At 46.0% G+C, this 17,495-nt stretch carries 16 protein-coding genes; 2 read left to right on the forward strand and 14 right to left on the reverse strand.

The window, feature by feature from the left end; genetic code table 11:
- Positions 1-48: 48 nt before the first annotated feature.
- The 9 genes from ACI4L0_RS01475 to ACI4L0_RS01515 all read right to left on the reverse strand — a co-directional run bounded on the left by ACI4L0_RS01475 (position 49) and on the right by ACI4L0_RS01515 (position 9,084).
- Positions 49-1,317, reverse strand: a complete 1,269-nt coding sequence (locus ACI4L0_RS01475; RefSeq protein WP_439798399.1) for a TetR/AcrR family transcriptional regulator — start codon at positions 1,315-1,317, stop codon at positions 49-51.
- Positions 1,318-1,469: 152 nt separating this feature from the next.
- Positions 1,470-2,210, reverse strand: a complete 741-nt coding sequence (locus tag ACI4L0_RS01480; RefSeq protein ID WP_439798400.1) for a pseudouridine synthase — start codon at positions 2,208-2,210, stop codon at positions 1,470-1,472.
- 5 nt (positions 2,211-2,215) lie between these two features.
- The gene (locus tag ACI4L0_RS01485; RefSeq protein WP_439798401.1) at positions 2,216-3,196 is read right to left on the reverse strand and encodes an RluA family pseudouridine synthase; all 981 of its coding nucleotides are present in this window, start codon (positions 3,194-3,196) and stop codon (positions 2,216-2,218) included.
- Positions 3,197-3,679: a hypothetical protein gene (locus ACI4L0_RS01490; RefSeq protein WP_439798402.1), complete on the reverse strand. Its 483-nt coding sequence runs from the start codon at positions 3,677-3,679 to the stop codon at positions 3,197-3,199. It lies immediately after the preceding gene.
- On the reverse strand, positions 3,676-4,401 hold the full coding sequence (locus ACI4L0_RS01495; RefSeq protein WP_439798403.1) for a YggS family pyridoxal phosphate-dependent enzyme: 726 nt from the start codon (positions 4,399-4,401) through the stop codon (positions 3,676-3,678). The genes ACI4L0_RS01490 and ACI4L0_RS01495 overlap by 4 nt, the downstream gene beginning before the upstream one ends.
- Positions 4,398-5,300 carry a 16S rRNA (adenine(1518)-N(6)/adenine(1519)-N(6))-dimethyltransferase RsmA gene (gene rsmA, locus ACI4L0_RS01500; RefSeq protein ID WP_439798404.1) on the reverse strand — a complete coding sequence of 301 codons (903 nt, stop codon included), beginning with the start codon at positions 5,298-5,300 and terminating at the stop codon, positions 4,398-4,400. The genes ACI4L0_RS01495 and rsmA overlap by 4 nt, the downstream gene beginning before the upstream one ends.
- A gap of 119 nt (positions 5,301-5,419) precedes the next feature.
- Positions 5,420-6,568 (reverse strand): ComEC/Rec2 family competence protein, encoded by a 1,149-nt coding sequence (locus ACI4L0_RS01505; RefSeq protein ID WP_439798405.1) that lies wholly within the window; start codon positions 6,566-6,568, stop codon positions 5,420-5,422.
- A 113-nt stretch (positions 6,569-6,681) separates the two neighbouring features.
- Positions 6,682-7,839 carry a hypothetical protein gene (locus ACI4L0_RS01510; RefSeq protein ID WP_439798406.1) on the reverse strand — a complete coding sequence of 386 codons (1,158 nt, stop codon included), beginning with the start codon at positions 7,837-7,839 and terminating at the stop codon, positions 6,682-6,684.
- Between the two features lie 153 nt (positions 7,840-7,992).
- Positions 7,993-9,084 carry a PilZ domain-containing protein gene (locus tag ACI4L0_RS01515; protein WP_439798407.1) on the reverse strand — a complete coding sequence of 364 codons (1,092 nt, stop codon included), beginning with the start codon at positions 9,082-9,084 and terminating at the stop codon, positions 7,993-7,995.
- A gap of 92 nt (positions 9,085-9,176) precedes the next feature.
- Between ACI4L0_RS01515 and ACI4L0_RS01520 the strand changes: the two genes are divergently transcribed.
- Together ACI4L0_RS01520 and thrC are read left to right on the forward strand one after the other, a co-directional pair.
- Entirely contained in the window at positions 9,177-9,827 is a 651-nt protein-coding gene (locus tag ACI4L0_RS01520) for a CPBP family intramembrane glutamic endopeptidase (protein WP_439798408.1), read from the forward strand.
- Positions 9,828-9,908: 81 nt separating this feature from the next.
- Entirely contained in the window at positions 9,909-11,321 is a 1,413-nt protein-coding gene (gene thrC, locus ACI4L0_RS01525) for a threonine synthase (protein ID WP_439798409.1), read from the forward strand.
- Between the two features lie 49 nt (positions 11,322-11,370).
- Here the strand turns inward: thrC and cmk are convergent, their stop codons facing one another.
- The 5 genes from cmk to xylB form a co-directional block, all read right to left on the reverse strand.
- Positions 11,371-11,931, reverse strand: a complete 561-nt coding sequence (gene cmk / locus ACI4L0_RS01530; protein ID WP_439798410.1) for a (d)CMP kinase — start codon at positions 11,929-11,931, stop codon at positions 11,371-11,373.
- A gap of 59 nt (positions 11,932-11,990) precedes the next feature.
- Positions 11,991-12,860 (reverse strand): YicC/YloC family endoribonuclease, encoded by an 870-nt coding sequence (locus ACI4L0_RS01535; protein WP_439798411.1) that lies wholly within the window; start codon positions 12,858-12,860, stop codon positions 11,991-11,993.
- Entirely contained in the window at positions 12,857-14,353 is a 1,497-nt protein-coding gene (murC, locus tag ACI4L0_RS01540; protein ID WP_439798412.1) for a UDP-N-acetylmuramate--L-alanine ligase, read from the reverse strand. The genes ACI4L0_RS01535 and murC overlap by 4 nt, the downstream gene beginning before the upstream one ends.
- A gap of 58 nt (positions 14,354-14,411) precedes the next feature.
- Entirely contained in the window at positions 14,412-15,725 is a 1,314-nt protein-coding gene (gene xylA, locus ACI4L0_RS01545) for a xylose isomerase (RefSeq protein ID WP_439798413.1), read from the reverse strand.
- Positions 15,726-15,834: 109 nt separating this feature from the next.
- Positions 15,835-17,322: a xylulokinase gene (gene xylB, locus ACI4L0_RS01550; RefSeq protein WP_439798414.1), complete on the reverse strand. Its 1,488-nt coding sequence runs from the start codon at positions 17,320-17,322 to the stop codon at positions 15,835-15,837.
- Positions 17,323-17,495: the final 173 nt, after the last annotated feature.

The following is a 17,495-nucleotide window of genomic DNA, read 5'->3' on the forward strand; positions in this document are numbered from 1 at the left end:
CTCCTCGTATTTTTAGATGTGTATTTTTTTGGAGCTGCCTCGAAAAATTCATTTTTTCAAGGCTTCCTTTTCATTGAAGCTTATTCCTTTTTCCATATAGTAGAAAAAATCCTTTGTTGCTGCATGAATCTCCTCGCTCGCCATATTGTGCATTTCGCCGTGGAGCAGAAAAAATATCGGCATCTGGTAAATCCAGGCAAATATTGTGTACATATCTATAGGCGGATTTCCCATGTCGGGGATTTCCGTTATTATGTCGGAATTCGCAAGAAACGCAAAGAAGTCAAAATCACTGTTGGCGTCTATCAGCTTTGGCACTTTCCTTGGGGAATTCTTTGAGTAGAAGTCATCGCATAAATTCTGGAACATAAACCAGCGGAACGAGGCAAGAACGCTTTTTCTCTGTAGGAAGAATTCAACTTCTGTTGCCATAAGTATATAAACGCACTCGGCCGGATTTCTTGCAAAGAGAAGATTTTTCTTTGTGGCGTTTATAAGCTTGAGCGCCTCCCCTTCAAGAAGCTTTTTGAGCATTTCCTTCTTGGAGCTGAAATTTGTGTAGAAGCTGCTCTTTGCAAGCTCCAGTTCATTCGCAAGATTTTCCACTGTCATTCTGCATGAGCCGAGCTTGCAGATAACATTTGAAATGCCCTCGAGAATTCTGTCCGGCTTTTCAAGGCAGTCTATTTCCTTTAGACATTCCTTGGCCAGCTGCGAAAGTCTTAGGGGATCTATGCTTGAAATGTCGTGCCTGAGTCCGCTGTTGCATATAAACGAAGAAAGCTTTGCGGCGTATTCAGCTGCAAAATCGTCGTTGTCAGAAATATTTCTGTCCAGCAGGATAAAATCTCTTGCGCCGTGGAAGAAGATAATGCATCCGCCTGTGTACACTGCCCTTTTGTATTTTTCCTTGTCGATGATTTTTCTGTCTGGAGAAACCAACTGCGAAAATGGCGAATTTTCCAGCTTCCAGGATGTATCGAAAAAGGTATCTATTGCAAAATTGACTGTATTTGAAATAATATAGTAGAAATACTGCCTGTTCTTGCACAGGAAGATAGCTATTCTTTCAATTATGTCAGCATCTGGAAGGTCGTTGTATTTTTTGATTTCCGAAAGTGTCGCGGAAACTATGGTGTCAAGCATTGCGTTTTCAAGCTCTGTGCGGCTCTTGAAGTGCTTGTAGATTGCAGGCTTTGTTATTCCGACTTTTGCGGCTATCTTTGAAAGTGGAATCTTGTCAAAGATAACTTTGTCGTAGAATGAGAATGCTGACTGAATTAATTTTTCCCTTGTGGATATTTTGTTCTTTTCCATAATGCCTTACTTGGTTACCGAACAATCGGTAACTTGAATATAAACAAATTTAAATAACTAGTCAATACGGATTTAAAAAATATTATAAAAAAATAGAAAGACCGAAAACTCTGGAATTTTTCAAAGTCCGCGGAATAATCCCCGGGAAAAACTCAAAAGTCTTTGTCTTTAATTTCAACAGTGCGGCCGGTCAGCGGATGCGGAAAACTTATGTAGTCCGCAAAGAACTGCATTTTTTCATCAGGACGGCTAAGCGGATTGTAAAGCCTGTCCCCGCGCACAGGAAACCCCATCCATGCAAGATGGCACCTCACCTGATGGCGGTATCCCTGCGTTATGCGGCATGAGGCGGAAAAATTGTCTGAATCCAAAACAATGCGCGTGGTGTATATTTTTTCGCCGCTTTTTTTATTCGCTGCCCTGCCTGAATTTTCGGTTACGGGGCGCACCTGGGCTGATTTTCTGGAAAACGGCCTGAACCGGGAAGAAACCGTGTATATCCTTGAATTCCTGCTCGCCTCTTCAGCTTCAAATTCGAACGGCGGAAATCCTTCCTGCTGTTTGCCTTTGTATTCCTGGCACAGCGCGGTATAGCCCTTTACAAAAAGCCCGTTTTTCTGCGACTGCATTATGGCGCTGTAGCTTTCCTGGGTGGCTGCAATCAGAAGAAGCCCCGCTGTTTCGGTGTCGATTCTGTGTACAAGACCGTGCTCCGATTCTTTTTTTCCGCGGACGTCAAGAAGGAACGGATAAAGGGATGCCGCAGCCGTGAATGCGCTTTCGTCGTTTTCAAAGAGAGGCGCGCTCGGAATGTGCCGGGGCTTCCGCAGAACAAGAAACGGATTTTTCGTGGAAGGCGGCAGAAGAATTTGTATGCTGTTTTTTGGTTCCACTTTTTTCACCTGTCCCTGGGAAGAATAACTTTGGCGAAATCCTTTTTCAGTATCTTCATCACTTCAATAAAACGCTGGGGTGTGGGCGACTTGAAAACTGAAGGCTCGTCTTTTCCGGGAATTCTTATTTTTAAAAGCCTTGCATTCAGCATGAGCTTTGCCCGGGGAAATTTCTTGTCGGGGCGGGCATAGATTCCATCTCCAAGAATCGGGCAGTTGAGATATTTCATGTGAACCCGAATCTGGTGCGTGCGGCCGGTTTTTATGCGCACCTTCATCAGGGAATATTCTCCGTAGCAGCTTATACATTCATAGATGGTTTCCGCGGGCTTTCCTTCGTCCGTGTCCACGGCTGCCTTGAATCTTTTTCTGTCCCTGGGATCTCTTATTATATTTGTGCGGATTATTCCGTGCTGGTGCTGAGGCCGGCCCATGCAGATTGCAATGTATTCCTTTGTAATTGAGCTGTGGTTTCTGAACTGCGCGGAAAGAAATTCCTCGGTGTCATGATTTTTTGCCGTTATGATTATCCCTGAAGTTTCCTTGTCGAGTCTGTGGACAATTCCGGGGCGGCGGTTTGAAAGAATCTTTGACACCTGCCCTTCCTTCAGCTCCGGAACAGCCTCCCTGCCCCAGTGGTACAGAAGCGCATTTACAAGTGTTCCGCTCCAGTTTCCAGCGGCCGGATGTGTCACCATTCCCTGGCTTTTGTTTACAACGCAGACATTTTCGTCCTCGTAGACAATATCAAGGGGAATGTTCTCAGGCTCGATGTTGTCGGGAACATTTTCCTCCCACTGTATGTCGATGATGTCATTCGCTTTTACCAGGGATGAAAGCTTCTGTTTTTTTCCATTTATCTGGATGCAGACAATTCCGCTCTTGAGCTTGCTCCTGTTCATTCCGTTGGGAAGAGATGCTATGTATTTGTCCAGCCGTATTTCTCCCTTGTATGTGGGAGGAACTTTGTTTGAAAAAAAAGACATCTATTGCTCCGAATTCGAATTTTCAGTATCGGCGTTTTCTGCTTCCTGAAATGGAACTACTATAATCTGGTCATGGCTTTCCTGTATTTTCTGCAGCCGCTTCTTTTCGCTTCTTCTCTTTGCAAGGCAGATTGCAAGATCCACTGTTCCGATAAGTACTCCTGTTCCAATGGAAAGGCAGAAAATCTTCATCTGCTCCCCCTCGGAAAGCGACGAATTTCCGGAGAACGGTGCATGAAAGCTGTCTGAGTTGCCGGAAAAATACTGAAATGCGCTGTATCCAAGGTTCACGCTTATTGCGGCAAACGGAACGGCTCCGAGCGAAACAATCTCGAACCGCCTGAGGTCGATTGCCCACTGCGGAAATTCTTCCTTGGTGTACGGCTCCGGAGTGTCGGAAGAAGACGCGGCTTCTGCTGTTACCTGTAGCGGTATAGAAAGAGTAATAACCAGCAAAACCAGAATACTCACTATGCGCTTCATTTTTCCCGGGGATACTCCCGCTCTCCGAAAATAGCTGTTCCTATGCGAACCATGGTGCTTCCCTCTTCTATTGCGATTTTATAGTCGCCGCTCATTCCCATGCTTAGCTCTGTGATTTCAAGCTGCGGAAATTCAGCGCTGAGTTTTTCTTTTGCTTTCCGGAGCGCTGAAAATGACGAGCGTATAAGAGTTTCATCTTCTGTGAAGGGCGCCATTGTCATAAGACCGGCAGGAACGATATGAGGGTAAATCCCCGATGCGCAGTTTTCCGCGGACTTGAGCAGCTCCGTGAGATTTCTGTAGCCGCTTTTTGAATCTTCGCCTGTATGGAATTCAAAAAAGACCTTTATACTCTTTTCAAGCTTTGCGCACTGTTTTTCAATTTCCTGCAAAAGCTCTTCCCTGTCCACAGACTGTATGCACGCAGAAATTTCAACTGCCTTTTTCACCTTGTTGGACTGAAGGCTTCCGATTATATGAAGCTCAGGATTTTTTCCGGAAAGCTCGCTTATCTCATGGAATTTTGTGTATGCTTCCTGCACCCGGTTTTCACCAAAAAGAAACTGGCCGCAGCCCATTGCCGCCGTTACAGCTTCAGCCGGATGAAATTTGCTTACAGCGCAAAGTTTTACACTTCCTCCAGCCCTTCCTGATTTTAATTCCGCCTCTGCAATCTGGCTTTTTATATTCTCAAGATTTTCTGCTATTTCTTCCGCTGTCATTTTCCGCCCTCCGCACATCCGCTTTTTATTCTATCAGATTGGCAAAGTTGGCTCAACTGCTGTGATATTCCTGCGAAGTCTTCCACCGAAAGATTTTCTGCCCGCTCGTTTTTGGGAATGCCGCATTTTTCAAGAAAGCTTTCTGCTGAAATTCCAGGAGGAAGAAGCGGCTTTATGTTGTTTTGAACAGTTTTTCTTCTGGCTGAAAAAAGCGCGTGCACGGTCTTTGGGAACAGACTGGAGTCCCCGGTAAAAAGATTTTCCTTTTTTGTCATTACAACGGCCTGTGACGAAACCGAGGGGCGCGGCCAGAAACTGCTTGAGCCCAGAACAAGAGAGGGCTTTACATTATAGTTCCACTGGCACAAAACGCTGAACGCAGAATACTGCTCAGTTCCTCTTTTTGCCGCCATTCGCTGTGCAACTTCCCTTTGCACTGTAAAAACGCACCTGTCAAAAACCGCGCGCTCTGTAATGGTGTCCGCTATGAATGTTGCCGCAATATTATAAGGAAGGTTTCCAAAAAGCTTTGCGGGTCTGCGCTCCGCTCCAAAAAATTCGCCCTTCCAGTTTTTTAGGACATCGCCCTCTGAAATTTTAAACTGCCCTGTTTTTTCGCTGCTGGAAAAAAATTGGTGCAGAAATGATGCAAATCCCCTGTCAATTTCAAATGACACAAGGGATGCGCCGCTTGCAAGAATTGCTTCTGTCATGCAGCCCAGCCCCGGCCCGATTTCCCAGACAAGGTCGCCCTTCTGCGGCTCAAGAAGCTCTATTATTTTTTCCCGGGCTGACGGATTTATCATGAAATTTTGCCCGAATTTTTTCTGCATTGCCATTCCCGCCTGCTCTAAAAAAGCTTTCAGTTCAGACGGAGAGTTGTAGTCAGGATGGTTCATATTTTCTCCAAGTCAGGAATTTTTTAAGTGCCCTTCGCTGTTTTTTCAGGAAGTGTTTATTTATATGTGTCATGTTTTTATTCTCCAATCATATCTGAATTTACTCTAAATTATTTTTGTCAATCCACCGCCAGCATTGGAAAAAGCGAAAACACCGCAGCGGCCGATTTTATCAGCTGATAAAGAAAATTCAGCATGGCGCCCATAAGTGGCGAAAGAAAAGGTATCATAAAAGAAACTATAATTGCAACTATTGCCGCGGCAAGAAAAATGCTCACAAGCGGACACACTGCAACGGAGGCCGCTATTCCGGCTGCCGGCACTGCTTTGAAAAGCGAAATGCAGATTGGAAAAGTTGCTGCCTGTGCGCCTGCGGAAGCTGAAGCCAAGTCTGTGAGTCTCCGTGGCAGAAATCTCTGCATAAAAAATCTGAACAGTCCGCCAAAAACGAGGATTCCGGCCAGAGCTGAATACGAAAGCATAAACGCCGCGGAAAAAATGTCCTCGGGAAAAAGCATGCAGTGAATCAAAAATACAGCGCATAGAATTTTAAAAAAGCTTATCCGGGCGCAAAAGAAAATTCCGCATAAAAGAAGCAGCGCGGAACACAGCAAGGCTCTGAGCAGCGAAGGCGAAAGTCCGGCAAACCAGACAAAAAAAAGAATTCCTGCCGCGCGGAAGAAAAAATCATATTTTCTGCCAAAAATCCTGCTTCCTGTTTTTCCTGCAATTAAAGAAAAAAACGAAAGATGCATTCCACTCAGGGCAAGAACGTGAGAAAGCCCGGCTTTTCTGAATATTTCCTGTAGAGCCGGATCAAGATATTCCCGTGAGCCTGAAAGAAGTGCAAGGATAAAGCCGCCTGCGCTTCCCCAGCCGTACATGAGTTTTTTGAACGAAAGCCGGCATAGTGTTCTGAGTCTGATTATTCTGCCGGAAAATGAAGGCGGCAATGGCTGCTGCAATGCTTTTTCCGCTGAAAAAAACGGCGCCTTGAATTTCCCTGAAAAAGAAAGCCGCTCTCCCCGCTCAATGAAAATTCCGCCGCCTGAAGCTGAATAAAGCCTGCCTGGAAAAAGAGCCTCCACGATTTCAGCAGGCACAAGAACAGAGATTTTCCCCGATGCGCGGGATTTGACTTCAACACCGGAAATTTTTCCCTGCACGGAAAAAAGCTTTAGTTTTACGGCATAAAATTTTCCGCTTGAAAACTTTGAAGGGCTGGAGCAGACTGTTCCCTCTATGATTTTAGCATTTTCCAGCGGCACAAGAGATTTGTAGGGAAAACGATCGCGGCACGGCAAAATTCCGGAGTAAACAAAAATGCAAAATACGCTTGCTGCAATAAAAAACGGGCTTAAAAAATTTTCTTTTATAAAGTCTACCACTTAAGCTTTGCAAGGGCGTTTTTTGCAGCTGCCACAACCTCCTCAGGATAATCAATGTATGTCGCATAGAGCAAGCTGTCAAAAGCTGTCTTGTCGCCCATGTCCCCCAGTGAATTTATCAAGGAAAGCACAACGGCTTTGCTTGGAGCCTTGTTTTTTTCAGCCTGCTTGTTCAGAAAGTCAAGGTACGATGAAAGCTGGAGCACAGTTTCTGACGATGAAACCGCAGCGATATTCTTTATTGCAGCGGAAAATTCTGTGTCTGAAAGTCTTCCGCTTTCATATTCCTTTTTAATTCCGTCAAAGCACTGAGCAACCAGAGAAGCTGACCTTGTCCACTGTGTGTCGGAAATCACTTCAAGGCAGACAAGCGCAAGATCAAGCTTGCTTCCGGAAAAATCAAGTTTAGCTCCTTCAATATTATATATTACCGATGAAAGAGCATTTTCCGCCGCTTCTCCGCAGATTTTCTTTGAAATTTTCGGGTTTGTGTCGAGCTTTTTCAGAATCAGGATTTTCTTTTCAACAGGAACTGTCGCCAGGAACTGAAGAATTTCCTTTTCGCTTTCGTTCGCAAGCGAGCCGTAGGATGACGAAAGAATTTCGCTGTATGAAGGCCAGATGTCAAGAATGTCCGCTATAAAAAGCATATTGAACGAGGCGGAATTTCCGTATGTTTCCATAAAAAGAACCGCCTTCAGAATTGCTTCGTTCATTTCATTCTGGTTCTGCATGTTGCTGTAGAAAAAGTCATTTACAAGGTAAAGGTTTTCCTGCGACTGGAACACTGAAAAAGCGTCGATTACAGCAATTATTACTCTTGAGTCATTAAAAAGCTTGAAAACTGACTTGAGTTTTTCCGAGACAAGCTTTTCCTTGCCCCGGCAGTTTCCGGCGGTCAGGGATTTTACGGCTGTTTCGGCAAGCGTTATAAAGTCATCGTCATATATAAGCGCGTCATAGGCTGAAATTGAAAAATCCAGGGCTGCAATAGCGATTGAAGAATCCCCGGATGCGGCGGAAGCTTCAACGACTTCTTTTTTTTCTATAAGATTGCCCTTGTAGAATTCAGACATCAGGGATTCCTGCGCTGCGCATATTCCGCAGGATAAAAGAAATAGAATGAATATAAGGTTCAGTTTTTTTATCATAGCTCTTCTTCTTTTAAGTAACGTTAAGGCTTGCTGCCACGCTGTTTAAAAAATTTTTTTTAGGAAACCTCGAAAAATTTCTGTTTTCAAGATAACTTAAAAAATATTACAAAAAATATAAAAAAATATCTACAGTCAAAAAGTCAGTTCAGATCAAGCTCCGCTTTTGGTTTCATCAGGAAGCACCTGTTTTGCTTCTGGAGCGGAAGGCGGCGTTGGTGATGCGCTGCCGTTTTTTTCATGTGGAATGACCTTGTAGACAAAGGCAAGAATTCTGTTTCTCATTTCCTTTTCGATATGAGTGCACTCAAAGTGAATTCTTGACTGCCCGAGCTGGCTGTTCCATTCAACCGCCCGGATAACGCCGTGCATGACAATCATTTTTCCGCTCAGCTCAAACTGTATTTTTATGCGTGTGCCGGTTTTTCCTTTTCCGCCGATTCTTATCATTGCGCCGTCTTCGCTTATGTCCTCAAGAAGGCACTTGTAGCCGGATGTCTTTTCCACATTGTGGTAGTCAGCTTTGTCGTTCTGTCCAAGGAGATACATCTGCGCGTAAATTTCACACTTGCAGCGTATGGACTGCCGCTTCTGGGTGCGCTCAAGCTTGTGGGAATGAAGAAGATACAGCGCCTTGTTGCTCCTGAACATTCCTGTGCCGATAACCCTTGTGTCGAACGCATAGCCTGCATCTCCGTTTCTCCAGAAGTAAACGGAAATATCCATTCCGTCCCATTCTTCCTCCGGCAGAAATTCAGGATTCTTTGATGCCCTTGTGTATCTATAAGGAAGAAGAATTGTAAGCTGCGCGCCGCTGTTGAGCACCCTGGACTTGAATGCGCCTTTGTCCTTCAGGAGAATTGTGAGCCTCTGGTCTGTGTCAAGCGACTTTGTGTTTTCTATGCCGTGCTTTTTTTCCCTTTCAAGAATTACGCGGGTTTTGAACTGGTAGAGTTTTTCAAGAAAAGCCTGCACATGGGACGAGCTTTCCTCTCCTCTTTTTTTCGCCTCTATAATAACTGTTGAAATGCACCTGTTCACCGCATTTTCAGAGATAAAAAGGGAGAGCGGCTCTTCAATTTCGCATTTTTTGGCAAGCTTCCACAGAGCTGAAATTTCAGAATGCCGGAAGCCGAAATCAAAGCCTTTTGAATAGAAATTTATTCTGTCTGAGCTGGACTTATAAATCTTGAAAACCGCGGCAATAAACACAAGTATTATAATTACAGATAACGCTGCCGGCACAAAAATACCTCCCGTAAATTTATCTTGGGACAAATTCTGGATATTCTTAATTATAGTAAATTTTATATTTTCCTGTTATTATACATAACAAAATGAAAAAAAGATATATTCTTGCAGAATTTTTAATTGTTTTGGCATTTCTTGTTGTTCCTCCGCTTTTTGCTGAAGAGGGCGCTTCGCTTGGAAACGGAATTTCGCTTTCTGTGATTTCAGAGCTTGTCGCGGCATCTCTTCTTCAGATTCAGCATCTGTCCATGAAACGCTCCTGCAAGCCCACGCCAAAGGAACATTTCTGCTTTGTTGTCCGCTCGTTGAAATGGGGCGCGCTCACACTTGGGCACATGATGCTTGTTTTTTCGGCTGTCCAGCTGATTTCGTTTGCAATGCGGCTTTCTCCGTCACATTCTGGCGTTGTGCTTTTTCACCCTGAAAAGATTTCCTCCTGGATTTTTGTCGCTGTGACTCTGGCTGCCGGGGCTTTTTTTGAGGAGGTTCTTTACCGCCAGTATCTTCCGGAAACTCTTGCAACTCTTCTGGGTGAAAGAAAAATTCCTGCTGAAATTCTTTCTGTCCTGCTTTTTGCGCTTGCCCATAGATACCTGGGCTGGATTTCGGTTCTCAATGCGGTTTTGTGCGGAGCATTTTTGCGGCTGTGCAGGGTAAAAACGGGAGCTGTGGTTTCTTCCGCGGCGGCTCATTTTCTGTACAATCTTTCATTGACTGTGTTTTCGGTGCTGTTGTAAAAGTTTACAATGATTGTTATAATGTCGTATCAGAAAATAAGTTAACTTTGAAAACGCAATGTTTTCCCATGGGGATTTTTTATGAAGTATACAGACACAAGAGATAAAAATGTCAGTGTGGATTTCAGAACAGCTGTTTTGAATGGAATGAATGCGGAAACAGGCGGACTTTATATGCCTGTTGAATTTCCGAGGCTTGATTCGTCATTTCTGGAGCGCAATCCGGAGCCTTCATTCCGCGAGACTGCCTATGAGATGGCAAAGCCCTTTGTTGAAAATGAAATTTCAGATGAAGACCTTGAGGCGATAATCCAGGACTGCTATCCTTTTTCGCCCAAGGTTGTTCCCATAGATCCTGTGACATACGTTCTTGAGCTTTTTCACGGTCCTACCTGCGCATTCAAGGATTTTGGAGCAAGGTTCATGGCTCGCGTGATGTCGTATTTCAACCGCTCGGAAAGTGACAATCTTCATATTCTTGTTGCTACTTCAGGCGACACAGGCTCTGCGGTGGGAAGCGCATTCCACAATGTTCCCGGAATAGATGTTACAATTCTTTATCCTGATGGAAAAATTTCTCCGCTCCAGGAAAAGCAGCTTTCAACTTTCACTGGAAATGTCCGCGCGCTCAAAGTAAAGGGAACTTTTGATGACTGCCAGCGTCTTGTAAAAACGGCTTTCACAGACAGGGATCTGCGCTCCAAATTCAGGCTTTCATCTGCGAATTCAATAAACATTTCACGGCTTTTGCCACAGGCGTTTTACTATATGTATTCATCGCTTGTTGTAAAGAAGCGCATTCCGTTTGACAGCAAGACAGGCGGAGATTCTATAATTGTTGTTGTTCCAAGCGGAAATTTCGGAAACCTCACATCAGGTCTTATTGCCAGGGAAATGGGCGCTCCTATAACGGGCTTTGTTGCGGCTACAAATTCAAACCACACTGTTCCCGACTGGATTGCAAGCGGCGATTATAAAACCAGGCCGTCTGTCGCCACGCTCAGCAATGCGATGGATGTCGGCGCGCCAAGCAACTATGAAAGAATCGCAGCCATGTATTCGCTTGATCAGGTGAGGGAGCTTTTTGCTTCATACTGGACAAATGATGAGGGAACTATAGAAGGAATCAAGGCCTGCAAGACAAAGACAGGATATGTGATAGATCCGCACGGCGCAGTGGCATGGAAAGCCTGGAATGATATCCGCGGCGGTGAAATGGAAAAGCTTGTTTCAGGAAAAAAGAACGAGATCGACAAGCCGGGACTTACACCGAACGTGCCTCTGTGGGCTGATGCTGTTACCGGAAAAAAAGCCTCCGCTATTGTTCTTGAAACAGCGCACCCTGCGAAATTCGGAGCAACTGTACTCAAGGCAATCGGAGAAGAGCCTGCTCTGCCTGAGCGTCTTGAAAAAGTCATATCGCTCCCGGACAATGCTATTCCTATGGGCAAGGATTATGACACTTTCAAGGAATGGCTCACAGCCAATCTCTAGGAAGCAATGATAGCTGCCGCGGATAAATTTTTCCGCGGTAATTTTTTGGCTAGGCTTTTTTTACAAGCCCGCGTTTTTCAAGTTCCTGAAGTACAAGCTCTGCAATCTGTTCCGGAGCATAGGCTGCTGTATCGATTTTTATATCCGCAAATTCAAAGTCATTGTTGTCAATTCCATAGAGCTTTTTATAGCGGCGTGTGTCTTCCGAATCTCTCATCGCAGTGAAATTTCTTATTTCTTCCAGAGAGCCGCCTTCCCTGTTCAGAATTCTTTTTGCGCGCACTTCGTCGTCTGCCAGAAGATACACTTTCAGGTCAGCTTCCTTCAGCATCCAGATTGCAAGGCGGCTTCCGAGCACACAGCTTTCCTGCCTGGCAAGCTCAACCTGCCTTGTGTCCACTGCGATGTCGTAGCTGTCGTCTGTCTTTGCGTTTTCAATAACCTGGGCAAGCGTAAGCCCTTTTTCCGCTGCAAGCTGGCGGAATGTGAAATTTATAAGCTTTACACCGAGCAGCTGCGCAATAAGAGTGCTCACTGTGGTGTTTCCGCAGCCTGACTTTCCGCTTATAGCAATTCTTAGTTCCTTTCCCTGTGGAATTGTGTAGCCCATTTCAGCCTCCAAAAAATATTTTCCGCGGCAAACAGAAATCTGCCGGCAGATGTGTCCGACTATTCAATGTTTTTTCCCTGCTCCCTTATATTTTCAAGGGCGTTTTTTGCCTCTATGACTTTTTCACCGATTTCAATGAACTGGTTCTTGCTTCCGATTGTATTGATTTCCCTGTTCGCTTCCTGGCAGATAAAGTCAATTTTCTTTCCGGGAACAGGATTTTCGCTGATTTCCTTTCTGAGAGCCTGAAGATGGCTTTGGAGGCGTATGATTTCCTCGTTTATCGTGTACTTTACAATCATTGCCGCTGTTTCTGCCATTATGCGGTTTTCGTCCGCCTTGTCCGCAAGAAGCTCGTGGAATTTTTCTGAAATCTGCGTCCGGAATCTTTTTTCCATTTCTGGCTGCCATTCCTTGAAAAATGCCGCGCAGCTGTCAAGAACTGAAAGCTTTTCGAGGATATCATGCTCAAGGTTTCTTCCCTCTCGCTGGCGGTCTTCCGTGAACTGGTCAAGGACTTCCGCAAGAATTCCTTCGATTTTTTTCCAGAAAGCCTCCGCATCATAGTTTCTTGAGATATTCAGAACGCCTTCCTGTGAAACAATGAGGCTGAGCGGAATTTCGGCATCTTCCTTTCCTATTGACTTTGCTATTTCGCGGATTGCATCGAAGTATCTTTTTGCCGCGGCAGGATCCGCTGTTACGGTTGCAGAATCTCCGCTGTCCCGGACACGGACTGTCAGATCCACTTTTCCGCGCACGATTTTTTCTGATACCGCCTTGCGGATTCTGGCTTCAAGCGGATTCAAAAATGATGGAATATTCACCGATAAGTCCAGAAAACGGGAATTCACTGATTTTATTTCAACACTGATCTGTGTGCTGTCTATGACGGCTTCCTTGAAACCGTAACCTGTCATGCTGTTCATAGTTTGTCCTGCTGTTTGAATTTTTCAAGAACCATCTGGCCGACCTTGAAGTTGTCTCCTGCTCCCATTGTAACAAAGACATAGCCGTCCGGAAATTCAGTTTTTTTGTTTAGCTCTTCCGCCGCAATCTCGCATGCTTCCTGGAATTCCGCGGCATACACAACGTGCGGATGATACTCCGCCGTGCGCTCTGCAAGGATTTTTCCTGTTACAGACAGTGTGCCGGGCTGTTCGCGCGCGCTTCCATAAATCTTGTTTATAATAACAAAGTCTGCGCTCCCGAAGCTGTCTGCAAATTCGTCAAGAAGGGCCGCTGTGCGTGTGTAAGTGTGGCTCATAAAATCCACGATTATTTTGTGGTTTTTGTAGAACTGGCGGAATCCATCGAGCGTTGTTTTTATTGCTGTGGGGTGATGGCCATAATCGTCGATGAATATTATATCCTGCCCGAATTTGTTTTTTGCGCGCCCTGTGACTTCGCTTCTCCGCTTTCCGCCTGAAAATTCCTCTATGCCTTTTTTTATCTGCTCACGGAAATCACGGGGATTTTTTCCAGCTTCATTGAGAAGCCTGTATGCCAGCGCAAATGCCGCCGCCGCATTTAGAACATTATGCCTGCCGGGAACATGAAGGACACATTCAGTGTCGCCTATTATAAAATGCTGTTTTCCGCCTGAAACAGAACCGAATGAAACCCCGAAATTCCCCTGCGCATTTTCGCCGTAAGGAATCAGGTTTATGTCGCTGCGGCGTTTTGAGGCAATAAGGGCAGTTTCAAAAGCGCCCTTGTCATCCGCGCAGAAAATCAGGTCGCCGTTCTGGGGCAGCAGGCAGATATAGTCAACAAAAGCATTCTGTATATCAGAAAATGTGGGATAAAAATCCTGATGGTCGCTTTCCACTGAGGTCAGGATAATTTTGCGCGGAGAAAACGACATGAAGTGCCGCTGGTATTCGCATGTTTCAGCGATAAAATACTTCTGCCCTTCCGAGGCTGAAAAACTGCAGGTTGTCATTGTGCATGAATTTCCGAACGATGCGATTATGCTTCCTGCCAGAACCTGTGAAGGCAGATCCAGATTTTTCATTATAGTTCCAACAAGACCGGTTGTTGTGGTTTTTCCGTGCACGCCGCAGATTCCGCAGCTGTATGAATTTCTTGAAAGCGCTCCCAGGGCTTCGCTGTAAAGCATCATCGGAATTCCAAGCAGCCTGGCTTCCGCAAGATCAGGATTTTTTTCAGGTGAATATGCGCTTGAATAAATTACAAGCTGGATTTTTTCTGTGATATTTTGTTTTCCGAATGGAAGAGGCTCAATGCCGAGCCGCTCAAGAATTTCGTCGGTATAGAAACGCTCTGTGACATCGCTGCCTGTAATGACAGCACCGCGGGCAAAAAGAAGCTCCACCAGCGCCGCCATGCCCGTTCCCTTTATTCCTACAAAGTGTACATGAACCCCATGGAAATCACGGGGAAAAAATGTTTTTTCCATAGGGTGCCATTTTACAACAGAAACAATGTTTTTGCAAACGAACACGGCGGCTGAGTTTTTAACCCAGGCAGATTTGATTCAGGATGTTTTCGTAAAGCTCCTGCCTGCCTGAAGTTCTTGAAACTTCGCTGTACGGCTTGGCAAGTGCCGCAGTCTGCTCAAGTGTAAGTTTTCCTTCGGCGAAAGCCTTTCCATTGCCTGATTCAAAGCTGGCATAGCGTTCCTTGACCATGGCTGGAATTCTTCCGTCTTCGATAATCTGGGCTGCTTTTTCAAGACCGCGCGCAAAAATATCCATTCCGCCTATGTGGGCAATGAAAAGATCTTCCGGCGCAACAGAATTTCTTCTGACTTTGGCATCGAAGTTGAGACCGCCGGTTGTGAAGCCGCCCATTCTGATTACCTGGAGCATTGCAAGTGTTGATTCGTAGATGCTCGCCGGGAACTGGTCTGTGTCCCAGCCGTTTACAGGATCGCCCCTGTTTGCATCAATAGAGCCGAGCATTCCGTTGTCTACGCACACTGTAAGCTCGTGGGCAAAATCATGGCCTGCAAGCTCTGCGTGGTTTGCCTCAATGTTCAGCTTGAAATCCTTGTCAAGTCCGTGGGCGCGCAGGAATCCGATGACTGTTTCAGAATCGTAGTCATACTGGTGCTTTGTAGGCTCCATAGGCTTAGGCTCTATATAGAAGCATCCGGTAAAGCCCTGTTTTCTGGCGTAGTCGCGGGCCATTGTGAGCATCATTGCCAGATGTTCCTTTTCAGCCTTCATGTCTGTGTTCAGGAGGCTCATATATCCTTCGCGTCCGCCCCAGAATGTATAGCCTGCTCCGCCCAGCTTTATTGTGCCGTCGATTGCCGCCTTTATCTGGCTTGCCGCCTGCGCGATAACTTCAAAATCAGGGTTTGTCGCGGCTCCGTTCATATAGCGCGGATTGTTGAATACATTCGCAGTTCCCCACAGAAGCTTTACGCCTGTTGCCTTCTGCCTTTCAAGAAGAATATCCGTGATGTGCGAAAGCTTTTTTTCGCTGTCGGCAGGGCTGTCTCCTTCAGGGCAGATGTCGCGGTCGTGCCATGCGTAGTATCCACAGCCGAGCTTTGTGATGAATTCAAATGCGGCGTCTGCTTTTTCCTCCGGGGTTTTCCATGTGAATTCCCTGGTTCCGCTTCCAAAGGGATCTCCTCCGTCAGCGCAGAATGAATGCCAGTAGGCCACAGTGAATTTGAGCCAGTCTTTCATTTTTTTGCCCATGACCGTCTTTTCAGCGTCATAATACTTGAATGCGAGCGGATTTTTTGAATCCGGACCTTCATAGGAAATCTGCGGAATTCCCGGGAAATACTCTTTGGAACCTTTGAAAAATGACATAAAATCCTCCTGAAAAGCAATCAAGCTTTTTCATATATTTTTTAGCAGCCTGACACACAGGCTTTTTTTTTGCCAGCAGATACTCTCTCCTGCAAGCTTCCTGAAAACTCTATCTGTAGAGGGGCGCAAGATGCTCCACCAGCGACTGGTATTCTGAAAATGCCCGGTTGTATTCCTGGACACGTTTTTCGTCCGGCCTGGCGGTTTTTGAGCTGTCCATTTCTACGTGAATCTCCGCAAGGCTTTCCATGCTGACCGGATTTTTCTGGAGCTTGCTCAGACACCACAGAGCCTGAAGCGCCGCCCCGAATGCAGCCGCTTCCTGCAAGACTGGAATCCGAACCGGAAGATTCATTATATCCGCTGTAATCTGCCGCCATAATGCGCTCTTTGCACCTCCTCCCGTAAGCCGCAGCTCGCTTGGAGTGAATCCGTGCTTTCTGAATGAATCAAGCCCTGTCTTCATGGCATAGACTGCGCTTTCAAGTGCCGCCCGTGCTATGTTGCTCCGGCTACAGTTCTGGGCAGTAAGTCCCGTTATGCTTGCTTTTCCATGCGGAAGATTCGGAGTGCGCTCTCCATTGAAGAAAGGAAGCACAAAGACTCCTCCTGCGCACGGGTCTGCTTTTTCAGCCTCCGCATCGAATTCCTTTACGCCGAGGTTCAAAAGCCCTCTGATTTCCTCGGAGGCCACGGTGCAGTTCATGGTGCAAAGAAGCGGAAGGTAGCCCCCCGATGACGCGCAGAAGCCTGAAATTCCCGCCGCCGGATCTGATATCGAAGTGCTGCTGAAGCCGTATAGCGTTCCCGAAGTTCCCATGCTCATCGCAAGAACTCCGTTTTTTACAGTGCCTGTTCCGATTGCGCTCATCATATTGTCGCCGCCGCCTGAAGAAACAACTGCGCCCTCAGGAATTCCAAGCCACCCGGCAGCCTCCCTGGAAACAAAGCCGGCAGGCTCATCCGGAGCAATTACAGGCGGAAGTTTTTTTATAAGCTCCGGGTCAACCGCCGCGCAGAGTTTTTCCGACCATTTTTTTTCCTTTGAGCTGAAAAGGGCGGTTCCGGAAGAATCCCCCTGCTCCATCACGTAGTTTCCTGTTAAAAGAAAATTCAGGTAGTCGTGGGGAAGCATTATATAGCGGAGCTTTTCAAACAGCTGCGGTTGATGTCTTTTAAGCCACAGTATTTTTGGCGCGGTAAATCCGGGGAGAATGAAGTTCTGGACTTCCGCGGCTGCTGCTTCCTGCCCTCCAACGCTGTCTGCAATCAGCCTACATTCCTCCGCCGTTGAAGTGTCGTTCCAGAGCTTGATGTTGTACAGAGGATTTCCCTGGGAATCCAGCGGAACAAATCCATGCTGCTGTCCGGAAACTCCGATTGACTGAATCGAGCTTTTTCCTTCGGCTGACAGTTTTAAAAAACACGACTCAAGAGCCGCCCGGTACCATTCTGCCTTCTGCTCCCTGCTTCCATCCGCCCCTGAAATCAGTTCCAGGGGAAAAGACGAGCTTTCCACCGTTTTTTTTGCCTCATAGTCATAGAGGACAACTTTCATGCTCTGTGTTCCAAGATCAATTCCAGCGACAGTCTTCATAAAACCTCCAGAAAGCGAATCCGGCAAAATATTTTCCGCCTCTGAAAATAGTATCAGGGTGAATTCGCCATAAAGCAATACAGAAAACTGATTTTATATATCCAAAATTGATTTTTGTGCTATAATAAAAGCAGAAAATTTTCTGGGCGCAATCGACTGAATGTTGTGCCATA

The organism is Treponema sp. (assembly GCF_051883275.1).
Lineage (GTDB): Bacteria > Spirochaetota > Spirochaetia > Treponematales > Treponemataceae > Treponema_D.

Coding starts and splice junctions, on each gene's coding strand:
- ACI4L0_RS01475 (WP_439798399.1), bottom strand. CDS start 1,317: ATGGAAAAGAACAAAATATCCACAAGGGAAAAATTAATTCAGTCAGCA.
- ACI4L0_RS01485 (WP_439798401.1), bottom strand. CDS start 3,196: ATGTCTTTTTTTTCAAACAAAGTTCCTCCCACATACAAGGGAGAAATA.
- ACI4L0_RS01490 (WP_439798402.1), bottom strand. CDS start 3,679: ATGAAGCGCATAGTGAGTATTCTGGTTTTGCTGGTTATTACTCTTTCT.
- ACI4L0_RS01495 (WP_439798403.1), bottom strand. CDS start 4,401: ATGACAGCGGAAGAAATAGCAGAAAATCTTGAGAATATAAAAAGCCAG.
- rsmA (WP_439798404.1), bottom strand. CDS start 5,300: ATGAACCATCCTGACTACAACTCTCCGTCTGAACTGAAAGCTTTTTTA.
- ACI4L0_RS01510 (WP_439798406.1), bottom strand. CDS start 7,839: ATGATAAAAAAACTGAACCTTATATTCATTCTATTTCTTTTATCCTGC.
- ACI4L0_RS01520 (WP_439798408.1), top strand. CDS start 9,177: ATGAAAAAAAGATATATTCTTGCAGAATTTTTAATTGTTTTGGCATTT.
- thrC (WP_439798409.1), top strand. CDS start 9,909: ATGAAGTATACAGACACAAGAGATAAAAATGTCAGTGTGGATTTCAGA.
- cmk (WP_439798410.1), bottom strand. CDS start 11,931: ATGGGCTACACAATTCCACAGGGAAAGGAACTAAGAATTGCTATAAGC.
- ACI4L0_RS01535 (WP_439798411.1), bottom strand. CDS start 12,860: ATGAACAGCATGACAGGTTACGGTTTCAAGGAAGCCGTCATAGACAGC.
- murC (WP_439798412.1), bottom strand. CDS start 14,353: ATGGAAAAAACATTTTTTCCCCGTGATTTCCATGGGGTTCATGTACAC.
- xylA (WP_439798413.1), bottom strand. CDS start 15,725: ATGTCATTTTTCAAAGGTTCCAAAGAGTATTTCCCGGGAATTCCGCAG.
- xylB (WP_439798414.1), bottom strand. CDS start 17,322: ATGAAGACTGTCGCTGGAATTGATCTTGGAACACAGAGCATGAAAGTT.